Annotated in this window: 13 protein-coding genes, 1 riboswitch and 2 other annotated features; of the genes, 1 reads left to right on the top strand and 12 read right to left on the bottom strand. The window is 41.0% G+C overall.

The genetic code is table 11. The annotated features are described in order from the left end of the window. Positions 1–318: 318 nt before the first annotated feature. The 12 genes from trpA to thiW all read right to left on the bottom strand — a co-directional run bounded on the left by trpA (position 319) and on the right by thiW (position 10897). Positions 319–1104, bottom strand: coding sequence for a tryptophan synthase subunit alpha (gene trpA / locus ABC228_RS07625; protein ID WP_345824514.1), 786 nt, complete (start codon positions 1102–1104; stop codon positions 319–321). After that, positions 1097–2296 (bottom strand): tryptophan synthase subunit beta, encoded by a 1200-nt coding sequence (trpB, locus tag ABC228_RS07630; RefSeq protein ID WP_427902215.1) that lies wholly within the window; start codon positions 2294–2296, stop codon positions 1097–1099. The genes trpA and trpB overlap by 8 nt, the downstream gene beginning before the upstream one ends. Beyond that, the gene (locus tag ABC228_RS07635; protein WP_345824515.1) at positions 2289–2912 is read right to left on the bottom strand and encodes a phosphoribosylanthranilate isomerase; all 624 of its coding nucleotides are present in this window, start codon (positions 2910–2912) and stop codon (positions 2289–2291) included. The genes trpB and ABC228_RS07635 overlap by 8 nt, the downstream gene beginning before the upstream one ends. Continuing rightward, on the bottom strand, positions 2909–3697 hold the full coding sequence (trpC, locus tag ABC228_RS07640) for an indole-3-glycerol phosphate synthase TrpC (protein ID WP_345824516.1): 789 nt from the start codon (positions 3695–3697) through the stop codon (positions 2909–2911). Before trpC ends, ABC228_RS07635 begins: the two co-directional genes overlap by 4 nt. A 3-nt stretch (positions 3698–3700) precedes the next feature. After that, complete coding sequence (trpD, locus tag ABC228_RS07645) at positions 3701–4720, bottom strand: anthranilate phosphoribosyltransferase (protein ID WP_345824517.1); 1020 nt, start codon at positions 4718–4720, stop codon at positions 3701–3703. After that, on the bottom strand, positions 4692–5306 hold the full coding sequence (locus ABC228_RS07650) for an anthranilate synthase component II (protein WP_345824518.1): 615 nt from the start codon (positions 5304–5306) through the stop codon (positions 4692–4694). The genes trpD and ABC228_RS07650 overlap by 29 nt, the downstream gene beginning before the upstream one ends. Further along, positions 5303–6742 carry an anthranilate synthase component I gene (gene trpE / locus ABC228_RS07655; RefSeq protein ID WP_427902216.1) on the bottom strand — a complete coding sequence of 480 codons (1440 nt, stop codon included), beginning with the start codon at positions 6740–6742 and terminating at the stop codon, positions 5303–5305. Before trpE ends, ABC228_RS07650 begins: the two co-directional genes overlap by 4 nt. A 35-nt stretch (positions 6743–6777) precedes the next feature. Beyond that, positions 6778–7035: a binding site (T-box leader), on the bottom strand. A 75-nt stretch (positions 7036–7110) separates the two neighbouring features. After that, positions 7111–7366 (bottom strand) — a binding site (T-box leader). Between the two features lie 123 nt (positions 7367–7489). After that, the gene (gene thiE, locus ABC228_RS07660) at positions 7490–8113 is read right to left on the bottom strand and encodes a thiamine phosphate synthase (protein WP_345824519.1); all 624 of its coding nucleotides are present in this window, start codon (positions 8111–8113) and stop codon (positions 7490–7492) included. 3 nt (positions 8114–8116) lie between these two features. Beyond that, positions 8117–8887: a hydroxyethylthiazole kinase gene (thiM, locus tag ABC228_RS07665; protein WP_345824520.1), complete on the bottom strand. Its 771-nt coding sequence runs from the start codon at positions 8885–8887 to the stop codon at positions 8117–8119. Next, positions 8887–9687 carry a bifunctional hydroxymethylpyrimidine kinase/phosphomethylpyrimidine kinase gene (gene thiD, locus ABC228_RS07670; protein ID WP_345824521.1) on the bottom strand — a complete coding sequence of 267 codons (801 nt, stop codon included), beginning with the start codon at positions 9685–9687 and terminating at the stop codon, positions 8887–8889. Before thiD ends, thiM begins: the two co-directional genes overlap by 1 nt. Further along, positions 9684–10376 carry a thiaminase II gene (tenA, locus tag ABC228_RS07675; RefSeq protein WP_345824522.1) on the bottom strand — a complete coding sequence of 231 codons (693 nt, stop codon included), beginning with the start codon at positions 10374–10376 and terminating at the stop codon, positions 9684–9686. The genes thiD and tenA overlap by 4 nt, the downstream gene beginning before the upstream one ends. Before the next feature lie 32 nt (positions 10377–10408). Beyond that, complete coding sequence (thiW, locus tag ABC228_RS07680; protein ID WP_345824523.1) at positions 10409–10897, bottom strand: energy coupling factor transporter S component ThiW; 489 nt, start codon at positions 10895–10897, stop codon at positions 10409–10411. An 87-nt stretch (positions 10898–10984) separates the two neighbouring features. Further along, positions 10985–11100, bottom strand: a riboswitch (TPP riboswitch). A gap of 186 nt (positions 11101–11286) precedes the next feature. On the opposite strand from thiW, the gene ABC228_RS07685 reads away from it, so the two are divergent. Next, on the top strand, positions 11287–12411 hold the full coding sequence (locus ABC228_RS07685; protein WP_345824524.1) for an amidohydrolase: 1125 nt from the start codon (positions 11287–11289) through the stop codon (positions 12409–12411). Positions 12412–12427: the final 16 nt, after the last annotated feature.

Below are 12427 nucleotides of genomic sequence, written 5' to 3' on the forward strand. Positions count from 1 at the left end.
TGTAATTGAAACGTGGTGATGAAGAAAATAGTGTAGCTTTATGAGGTGTCGAGAAAAATGGTCCTCTGTTTGTCAGCTTGTCTCATTTAGTTGCCTCCTTTCCGCAAGTTCTCTGTGTTACTAACATGTATTCGACGGTTCCAGATGGATACCCTTTAATTTTCAGAAAAATAAGATAATATACTCAAACGATGCTTTAACTAAGGAATAAAGTAGTGGAAGAAAGTAAAGGATTTATCCATAAAGATTCAGTACCAAATCCTTAGTAGTTGGTAGAAGACATCAATCGTTAACGGGAAGGGGTGCTATCCCTTCCCGTTATGAAGGATTGTAAACAGAAGCCTGAACAAGCTTCTTAATGGCGTCATACTTATCTTCTTCCAGCAGCGATATAATTTTGCTTCCTACAATGACGCCATCACAAAGCTCACCAATTGTCTGTACGTGTTCCGGAGTAGAGATGCCAAATCCGGCTAGAACTGGTGTGTGACTATACTGCTTAATCCGTTTAAAATAGCCCTGCAATTCTTCTCCAATAGTGGAACGAGCACCTGTTATCCCATTTACGGTTACAGCATACAGGAACCCTTCTGAAGCTGCGGCTATTTTTTTGATGCGATCCTCCGGACTAGTTAAGGAAATTAATTGAACGAATGAAATGCTATTATGCTTTAAATGACTGGAAAGTAGCTGTGATTGTTCTAGTGGTAGGTCTGGTACAATAACGCCACTAATACCAGCAGCCTTAGCATCGCTAGCAAAATTCTCAACACCGTATTGATAGATTGGATTCAAATAGGTCATTAAGATGAGAGGTACTTCTAATTTCTGCTGAATCCCTTTCACATAATCTAACACCATGGTTAAAGAAGTGCCTTGATCCAGAGCACGCTTACCTGCTTCTTGAATGGTAGGTCCATCTGCTACAGGATCTGAAAAGGGAATGCCAATTTCAATTGCTGTTACGCCTGCTTCTTGCAAGAATAAGAGCTTCTTTTCTAAGGATTCTAATCCACCGTCTCCAGCCATGACATAAGGAATAAATGCTTTTCTACCAGAATTTCTAGCTTTTTCGAAGGCTGTATCTAATAATAGATTACTCATGTTTAGCCCCTCCTAATGCTTCCTGTATCGTATCCACATCTTTATCGCCACGACCGGACAAACAAATAACGATTGCTTGATTAGTGGTCATTTTCTCAGCCAATTGCACTGCATATGCAATCGCGTGTGAGCTTTCTAAAGCAGGGATAATCCCTTCTGTGCGACATAATAATTGAAAAGCTTGTAATGCCTCTTCGTCGGTGACAGATGTATAATGAACACGTCCTATATCCTTTAAATAGCTATGCTCAGGACCAACTCCTGGATAGTCTAACCCTGCGGAAATAGAATGTGCTTCTTGGATTTGTCCGTGTTGATCTTGCAATAGATACATCATTGCGCCGTGAAGGATGCCTCGAGTGCCCATTGTTAGAGAAGCGGCATGTTTGTTGGTAGCCAATCCGCTTCCGGCTGCTTCCACTCCAAACATTGCTACTGTTTCATCATGGATAAATGGATAAAACATCCCCATGGCATTACTCCCGCCGCCAATACAAGCAATAACAGCATCCGGTAGTCGGCTTTCAGCTTCCTGAAATTGTTTCTTCGTTTCCTTGCCAATTACACTTTGAAAATCTCGAACCATTTTTGGAAAAGGATGTGGCCCTAAAACAGAACCAATAATGTAATGGGTATCCTCTACATGTGTAACCCAGTAGCGAAGGGCTTCATTAACAGCATCCTTCAATGTAGCGCTACCTTGGTGAACTCCCACCACTTTTGCACCTAATAATTCCATTCGAAAGACATTCAGCTTTTGACGACGAATATCTTTTTCACCCATGAAAATGACGCATTCTAAATTCAACAAGGCACAAACGGTCGCTGTCGCCACACCGTGCTGCCCAGCACCTGTTTCGGCGACGATCTTCTTTTTCCCCATACGTACGGCTAAGAGCGCTTGCCCAATGGTATTGTTGATCTTATGAGCACCAGTGTGATTCAAGTCTTCTCTTTTCAAATAAATCTTAGGCCCCCCTAAGTGCTTTGATAAATTTTCAGCATAATATAATGGATTTTCTCTACCAATATACTGTTTTAAGTAATAGTTTAGTTGTTCCGTGAAATCAGGGTCTTTTCTTGCCCGATCATAAGCCTCTTCTAATTCAGTTACTGCCTGCATTAAGGTTTCCGGAACATATTTACCACCGTACAATCCGAATTGTCCATGTTGATCTGGAAAATTATACAAGATCCTTCAACTCCTTCTTTTTAGCTGCCTTCATAAATGCCTTAATTTTTTCTAGATCTTTTTCGCCGTTTGTCTCCACACCACTAGAAACATCAACAATAGCAGGGTTTGTTTCTGTTATGGCAGCTTGAACATTATCTGGGTTTAACCCTCCCGCGACGATTACTTGTTCCTTTGAAATGTTTAGCTGTTGTAGTAATTTCCAATCGAACGTCATGCCGCTTCCACCTCGGTATTTCCCGCCGGCGCTATCAAAAAGAAAGTAATCCACTTTATAGGGTTTCGTGCGATGAATATCCTCTTCTCTACGAATTGGAAATGCTTTAATCACTGGAAGCGGTATGTTACGGCAAAACTCAGGTGTCTCATCACCATGTAGCTGGACCAAATCTAATCCTACTTGGCTAATTGCCGATAATACTTCTTCTATTGTTGGGTTAACGAAAACACCAACTTTCTTCACGTGCTCTGGCACAAAATGTGCAAGCTCCTTTGCTTTCTCCACGGAAATTCTCCGCTTGCTTTCAGCAAACATGAACCCTAAAAAATCTACTCCTTGCCTAATCGCCGCTTGAACGGTCCTTTCATCCTTCACGCCACAAATTTTTACCTTCATTCTTTTTCACCTCCAAGCTCTATCGTAAGTTCACGCATCGTAGCATTAATGTCTGTTGACCGCATAAGTGTTTCCCCAACCAAAATGCCTTTTGCGCCCGCATGTGCAGCCCTTTTTGCATCAGCTTTTGTGACAATCCCACTCTCACTAATCAGTAGTACTTCGTTTGTATTTACTTGCTTTGCTAATTTCTCCGTTACCGACAAGCTAACCTGAAAGGTTTTCAAATCACGATTATTAATTCCGATAATCTTAGCGTCCATCTCAAGAGCAAGTTGTAATTCTTCCTGATTATGAACTTCAAGTAGGACTTCTAGCTCCTGATATTTTGCGTAAAAATATAATTCGATTAGCTTTGCTTTCGGAAGTGCTGCCGCAATTAATAAAATTACATCCGTGCCGCAAGCCTTTGCTCGATCAATTTGAACAGTATCAATGATAAAGTCTTTGCATAAAATTGGGATGTCCACTACGTGACGCACGGCTTGTAAATCCTGTATGGACCCTTTAAAGAAAGGACTATCCGTTAATACGGAAATTGCACCAGCGCCTGCTGAGGTGTATTTGCTGGCTTGTTCAGCAGGATTTACCTTTGTTAGAATATCCCCCTTTGAAGGGGAGGCACGTTTTATTTCTGCTATCACATTTAATTGATTGTTCTTCATGAAGGAATCATAGAGTGAACGTGGCTGATAGTCGTTATTAGGAAATGTAACCCCATCTGCTTTGATGCTAGCAACTTCCTTTTCCTTTACTTTCAAAATATCATCTAATATGGTCATCATTTTCTACCCCGCTTTTCGTTTATTGCTATAGGCAATTAAGTATTCCAATTTTTCTAGTGCTGCACCGGATGCAATGCTTTCCCTTGCTAGTGCTATTCCCTCTTGAATGGTGGTAGCTATTCCATGCGCATAGAATGCAAGTCCGCTATTTAATAGCACGGTCTCAAAATAGGGCCCCTTTACCCCGCGTAGGACATCTAATAGAATTTGCACATTTTCTTTTGTATCGCCACCTCTAATCGCTTCTAGTGGGTACCTTGTTAATCCTACTTCTTCTGGCGTCAGCGTAAATTCTGTAATACTCCCTTGCTCCATTAACACAAGATGATTTTCTCCGACGAGTGAAGCCTCATCCATATAACCAGCTCCATTTACAACGATGGCGCGTTTTCTACCTAATTGATTCAGTACCTCTGCCATCATCGTTAACCGCTCTCTTCGATAGATTCCTAGTAATTGTGTTTCTAATTCTACTGGGTTGGTCAGAGGACCAATTAAATTAAATATAGTAGGGATTCGTAAGTCTTTCCGCACTTTCATGATTTGCTTTAGCTTTGGATGAACATGTGGTGCGAATAAGAAGGCAATTCCATTTTCTTCTAAAAGCTCTTCCGTTTCTGCTACAGAAAAATCAAGTGAAATACCTAATGCTTCTAATACATCTGCACTTCCAGTTTTGCTAGAGACACTTCGATTTCCATGCTTCGCTACTCGAACTCCTCCAGCTGCGATGACAAAGGCTGAAGTCGAACTAATGTTGAAGCTCTGCGAATGATCACCTCCAGTTCCGCAATTATCCATTACACCAGAGAGCCGTCTTTGAAAAGGTAAGGCATGTCTTCTCAGCACCTCAACAAGACTAGCGATTTCCTCTGGTGTTTCACCTTTTAATGAAAGTCCCATAAGTACAGCAGCTATTTCACTATCGGAAGTGGATTCGGAAAATAGCAATTCAGCTACAGCTTTCATTTCGGTCCGCGTTAGATTCTCTTTGTTAACTAATTTCTGAAGATACGGTTGCATGGTTCATTGTCTCCTCTCTTGTATACGCTAAAAAGTTCTTTAGGATTTTCTTTCCGTAAGGTGTTCCAATTGATTCTGGATGAAACTGCAGTCCAAATAATGGATAGGACAGATGCTGTATTGCCATAATTTCCCCATCATCCATGGATGTAGCCGTAACCTCAAATTGTAGCGAGGTATTTTTTTTATCGATGGCTAGGGAATGGTACCGCATCACCTCAAGTGGAACTGGCATGTATTCAAATAACCTGCTTCCGTTATGCTTTATTTGCGATGCTTTTCCATGTTTGATCTTTTTTGCTTGAACAATAGGAATTCCGAAGGCAGCCCCAATGGCTTGATGTCCCAAGCATATTCCAAGAATAGGTATCACTTGATAGAAGGATTGAATAACCTCTACACAGATACCAGCATCTCTTGGATGACCTGGACCGGGAGACAAGATGATTGCATTTGGGTTCATAGATGCGATGTCTTCCACCGTTATGTCATCATTTCGCTTTACGATGACTTTCGCACCGAGCTCTCCTAAATACTGATATAGGTTATACGTAAACGAATCATAATTATCAATTAGTAATATCATTCCTTCACCTCCAATAATGCTCTTGCTTTTTGAAGCGTTTCTTCATATTCTTGTTCGGGAACAGAGTCAAGTACAATTCCCGCACCCGCTTGAACATAGGCTGTCTGTGACTTGACTACCATTGTTCGAATTGCTAATGCAAAATCAAGATTTCCTGTTACATTGACATAGCCTACTGCACCTGCATACACACCTCTTTTTGTAGGTTCTAGTTCGTTGATTAATTGCATGGCGCGAATTTTGGGGGCACCAGATACGGTTCCCGCAGGTAAACAGGATAGTAATGCATCCAGTGCGGATACATCTTTTCGGAGTGCTCCTTTTACCTCTGAAACGATATGCATGACATGTTTATAGCGCTCAACCGTTAAATGCTTAGTAAGCGATACACTTCCAAATTCACACACACGACCTAGATCATTTCTCCCTAGATCGACTAACATGCGGTGCTCAGCAAGCTCTTTTTCATCCGATAATAAATCCTCTTCTAACTTACAATCTTCTTCTTCAGTCAAGCCTCTTTTGCGGGTTCCGGCTATTGGATTGGTGAATACCTGATTGTCTCGAACAGAGACTAAGCTTTCAGGTGATGCTCCTAAAAGCAAATAATCATCAAAATCAATATAAAACATGTAAGGTGAGGGGTTTGTTCTTCTTAAATTCCGATAGAAGGAAAAGGCATTTCCCTCCATTTTGGCTTGTAATCTTTGTGATAGAACTACTTGAAATACATCCCCTTTTTTTATGTGCTCCTTTGCTGTTTTTACCATATCCGTGAAGGTTTCCTTCGAGGAATTTGAGGTAACAGCTCCTACTTTTACTGGTTCCAACGTTAATTCCTGTGTCGAAGGAGTGAGGAGCTGTTCCGCCATAAGATTGAGCTCATGTTGCAATTGTCCATCGGAAACAGTTCCAGAAAGATTCAGGACGACCACATATATTTTTTGTAATTGGTGATCCAAAATGGCTACTTTTTCATAAAACATGAGGTGTGTATCCGGCATTTCCATTTCATCACTAGGTATCTTGCCGATGTTTTCATATTGGCGGATGACGTCATAGCCAATATACCCAACACCTCCTCCAAAGAAAGGGAAGGGGAGTACCTCATCTGGGACACCTAATTGTTGCTGCATAATCTCCAGAATTTGTCCCTTTTGTCTAGTTCTGGATTTTTCTAGAATCCGGTGAATCTCGTATTCTTCTCCAAATGCTCTTAGCTCAAGGTAGGGGTCACTTCCGATAAACGAATAGCGTCCAGTGTTTTCGTGTTTGCGTGAGCTTTCTAACAGAAATTTCTTTTTTCCTTGTAAACGATGGAAAATGGTAATGGGAGTTAATGTATCTCCCTCGATTTCCTTTACTTTAAGTGAAATGGTCTTTGATACACGTGAATCCATATTTGTGTTTTCCTCCTCCAATAGTTTCTTCTCCATAAAAAAAGCCCCCCAATTACATAGAAAACATGTAATTGGAGGACGGAGTAGCCGCGGTGCCACCTCTCATTAGATTGAAGACTTCAATCTCACTTCTTCAGGTACGTATATACTTCAACAGTATTGGATACCCTATCCTTTTAACGGTAGAATCCCGTGCTTCCCTACTGTTAGATGGTTCAGAAAGCCTCTCGTAAGTCCATTCTGTATCTCCTATCATGCTAAGCTCTCACCACTGCTTAACTCTCTGTAATGCTTTCGATATACGTACTACTCTTACTAAAACGATTTATGGTATGAAATTTTTATTATGAAACGTGTTAATCTTTCATCAGAAATCTCCTAAAAATACAAAAAGGGCCCCTCATCCAAAGGACGAGGAACCCGTGGTGCCACCTTCATTAATTGCAGTATGCAATTCGCTTGTTCTATATCTTACGCCGTGCGCTTTAATATAGGTCTCTTATAACGATGAGACATTCGCCAAAGCCTACTGAAAAGTTTCCTTACGTTCGGTTTGGAGGCTCCGAAGCCCATTCACTATCCCCTTAGCACTGGTTTGCACCAACCACCAGCTCTCTACAGCCTTAGGAAAAAGTTACTCCTCTTCTTCAACACCCAATATTAAATTTTCGAACAATTTTATTGTTTATTATAATAAAGTGATAAAGCGCAAATGTCAACACCATTTTTAAGTTGAATAAGAAAATTAGTTTTGTAACCCATCATTCTCTTTGGGGCAAACAATCACAGCTGCCTTACAGTATGGGTTACATTTACGGAGTCAGTGATTGCTGAGATTACTGCCACCCCATTGGCACCAGCCTCCATAACACTGGCTGCATTGTCGACATGAATACCACCTATCCCAACTAGAGGAATAGTTGGAAATTGCTCTCTTAGGTCTTGAATCCACTCAATGCCAACAGGTTTTTTTGCATCTGGTTTTGTTGTTGTGCCAAAAATCGGTCCAGCTCCAAGATAATCTACTAGTTCAATAGGGCTTTCGTCTACCTCATGAGAATTGGAAACAGAAAGACCAATGATTTTTTCAGGAAACTCATCTCGAACCTCCTGTACAGAACGATCATCCTGACCAACATGAAGGCCATCTGCTTCTAATTTGTCTACTAATTCAACATCATCATTGACGATAAATAATAGCTGATGCTCCCAACATACTTCTCTCAGCTTTTTTCCTAGCTCTAGCTTTGGGCTGCCGGTAAGGGCACCCTTTCCTTTTTCTCGAAATTGAAAGGCTGTGATTCCTGCCTTAGCTGCTTCCTTTAAGAGACTAACAGGATCTTGCTTACAGTTTTGAGAGCCCATAATGAAGTATATGCGTAAAGCTTTTTCTAATGTCTGCTCCATGGATTAGCTCCCTCCTAATTTGTCCATGCTCATGGACAATGCGTCAATAAAATGGGGAATAAATGTCCCTGGACCATTTACCTCTGGTTTAGTTGCGACATGATGAGCAGCTAATCCATAGAATGAAACAGCTGTTAATGCTTGTTTGTCAATAGAATCATCGGTAGTGAAACATGCGGTTAATAGAGACCCTAGTAAACAGCCTGCACCAGTAACTTTTGTAAGAATGTCGTTCCCTAATTGATTATGCATAAGCTTGGTTCCGGAGCATATGATGTCAGTTTTTCCCGTTAGAACCGCAGTAGTTTCATAGACTTCGGCCACTTTAATTGCTACTTCCTCTGTATTTCCATCACCAATAGAGTCGACGCCTTTTGATTTCCATGGGATTCCTGCCAAATGGGCAAGTTCACCGGCGTTTCCTTTAATTGCTGTCGGTTGAACTTCTTTTAATAGTTGGTGAACCATAGATGAACGAAAGGGGGTTGCAGTTACCCCGACAGGGTCAAGTACTACTGGAATATTGCGATCATTGGCGGTTTTACCTGCTAGAATCATAGCGGGAACCTCAGCTGGTGTTAGTGTTCCAATATTAATTAATACACCGTCCGCAATTGTTGCTATATCTGCTACTTCTTCTACAGCCTTTGCCATTATTGGTACCCCACCAAAAGACAGTAACCCATTTGCTGTAAAATTCATGACCACCTGATTGGTTAAATGATGAATAAGTGGTTGTTGTGAACGAACATTTTGGATAATAGAAAAATCCATTACTCCACCTCAACCATTCTTGCTGCAAAGTGATTAGTTGGACCATTTCCACTACCGAGATCAAAGGAATGTTGGATTGCATTTGTTACAAATTCCTTTGCCCTTTCCACTGCTAGGGGTAGCATAATGCCTTGGCTTAAATAGGCGGTTATAGCAGCGGAGTATGTACACCCTGTCCCATGGGTGTTGGCTGTCTCCACTCTTTTTGCTGTAAAGGTATGCATTTTTTTGCCATCATATAGAAAATCAATTGCTTCTCCTGATAGATGACCTCCTTTTACAAGGGCTGCACCTGCACCGTATTGATGAACAATTATCGTTGCGGCCTCTTGCATATCTTCCACCGTTTCAATCGATTGGCCAATAATAAATTCTGCCTCTGGAATATTTGGTGTAACAACGGAGGCTAGCGGTAAAAGATGTTCACGTAAATAATTACGGGCATTCCCGTCAATTAAGGAGTCCCCACTTGTCGCAACCATGACAGGGTCCATGACATAGGGAGCATTGATAGTAGCTATTTGTTCCCTAATAAGCTGCATCATGTCAATGGTTGCAATCATCCCTGTTTTAAATGCATGAACCGGCATATCAGACAAAACGGAATCGAATTGCTGATGAATCATTTCATTCGGTAAATGATGTACTGCTTGGACCCCAGTTGTATTTTGAGCAACTACCGAGGTGATAATGGACATTCCATAGCTTTTTATCTCTTGAAATGTTTTCAGATCGGCGTGAATTCCTGCACCTCCACTTGGATCTGTTCCAGCAATCGTTAAGGAACAAGGAATCGTCATGAATGGATCGCCTGCTTTCCATCAGAAGGCCATTGTTCCAGACTATATGCCATTTCCCAGAATTTTAATTCTAGCTGACAGCTTTTTCGGAATGCATCCTTTATCCGTAATTTCTCATCAGGAGAAATATGTTCTGCATAGCGGTCCAGAAGCATTCTCATGTCATTGGTTGTGTTTTCTACTCTGGAATCAGCATAAAAGCGAATCCATTGATAAAAAGGATGGTCCTCTTTCGGCTGGTATTTTTCCATTAGCTCTTTTCCAATTTCTAAATAGGTCCAAGGACAAGGAAGTAAGGCACCTAGTATCTCCCCTAAAGTTCCAAGCTGTGCATGATACATCATATGCTTGATATAATGGTCTGCTGTTGGTGGAAGTGAGTGTCCCTGAAGTGATTCATAGCCAACTCCGATATAATCACAGAAATTGTGATGTGGGTGAATTTCATCATGCAGGATGAAGCTTATTTTGTCATGGAAATACATAATATCCTTCCGACTTGTTGATTTTGCTAAGGCTAACCCGTAAATTTTCATAAATGCGTTTAAATATTCAAAGTCGGCTTTTACATAGTGCTCAATCGCGCTTTTAGCAATATCACCCTTTCCGATACCTTCTACAAATGGGTGCTCAAAAATTAGTTGAAAAATATCATCATTTTCTTTTCTCAATTGATTCGTAAACGTCATTTAAAAATCCTCCTCATACTAATTTGATTCTCCTAAAAGCTTTTTACTAGACTATCCTGGTTGACACGTGACAAGATAAACCAGCCAATGAGTGCACCAGTAATACTGCTAATGAGAAATGATGGAAGAAAGGCAAATACCCCAACAGAACTACCCATCAAAATGATTGCAAAAGGTACGGCAAACACCGATCCTATTAATCCAGTACCAACCGCTTCCCCAATGACCGCGGCGATATTTTTCTTCGATTTTTGATAGAAGTACCCAGCTAGAAATGCGCCAATCATTCCACCAGGAAAAGCTAGTAATGTTCCTAGACCAAGCATATTTCGCAATAGACCAATCACAAATGCGATGATGACAGCAGGTCCTGGACCTAGCACTACTGCAGCTATGACATTAACGGCATGCTGTACAGGATATGCCTTCGCAATTCCCGCTGGAAACCAAAGTAGCTGTGCTCCCAGGGTACCGATTGCCACAAGGATTGCCATGGTTGTTAACAGTCGTGTTCGATTCAAATTGTCTCCCTCCCGTCTTTTAGGGATGACCAAAAAAGCCAGATCCACAAAGGGACCTGGCTTCCATAAGCTGAAATAGAATAGACATACATCGTCTGACTACTTCCCTACGCTGGTATTAACCAGATCAGGTCCATAAGAGTCGGAAAGCTTACGTGCTTTCCTCTCAGCCCACGAATTTTAGGGCACCCCTAGTAGTAATGTTTCATATTCGGTTACACAAACTTACCATAACAAAATTACTTCATCCTGTCACCAATATCATTCAAAAAGGGAAATAGTACCTAGAAAATTAGAAAGTTTCATCGGTTGATCGCTCACAGAAAACCGGTGAAATATTCACCATGTTATAATAATAGAATAGTAAGCGAATAAAGAGGAGGAATAGGATGCTAGCAATTAAAAATACCACAATTTTTGATGGAACAGGAAACAAAATAGAAGATAAGGTGATTCTTGTAAAGAACGGGAAATTCGAATCGATAACAAATGATAAAGCGATTCCAGATAGCTATCAGGTAATCGATGCTGCTGGAAAAATGGTAACACCAGGACTCATTGACGTACATACTCATTTGGGTGTATCCGAGGAAGGTGTTGGAAAAGAGGGAAGCGATTTTAACGAAACGAGCAGTCCAATTACCCCTCAAGTGCGTGCCATTGATGGAATTAATCCAATGGAAAAAGGATTTGAAGATGCTCGGAAATCAGGGGTTACCACTGTACAGGTAATGCCAGGGAGTGCGAATGTCATTGGTGGAGAAATGGTCGTTTTAAAGACTGCAGGTCATATTGTAGATGAAATGGTTGTGAAGGCACCTTCGGGTATGAAGGCAGCTTTGGGGGAAAACCCTAAAATGGTGCATGGTCCTAAGGGTAAGATGCCGGTCACCCGAATGGGAGTTGCTGCAAGACTTCGTGAAAAATTGATTGAAGCACAAAACTATTTAAATGGTGAACAAAAAGAAAGAAAACTAGATATGGAGAATCTTGCTAAAGTAATACGTAAAGAAATTCCATTGCGTGTGCATGCACACCGAGCAGATGATATTTTAACGGTTCTTCGCATTAAGCGCGAATTTGATATTGATGTAACAATTGAGCATTGTACAGAAGGGCATCATATTGCCGACTATATTGCGAAGCATGAGGATGTCCGTGTCTCGGTTGGTCCAACAATGTCCAGTAGATCTAAAGTAGAACTGAAGGACAAGGGTTGGAATACCATTAAAACACTAATGGATGCTGGAATATCCTGTTCTATCACAACAGATCATCCAGTTGTAGGAATATCCTACTTAGTGACAAGTGCGGTACACGCGATTAATGGAGGTATTACAGAGGAGCAAGCACTTCGAGCAATAACAATTGATGCAGCAAAGCATCTTGGTGTTGCTGATCGAGTTGGTTCAATTGAAGTAGGAAAAGATGCCGACTTTGTCATTTGGAGTGGTAATCCATTCGACTTACGCAGTCAAGTAGAACATGTTTTTATCGAAGGAAAAGCGATTTAAATTCTAGTGATACGTA

The organism is Ornithinibacillus xuwenensis, from assembly GCF_039614845.1.
Lineage (GTDB): Bacteria > Bacillota > Bacilli > Bacillales > Amphibacillaceae > Ornithinibacillus > Ornithinibacillus xuwenensis.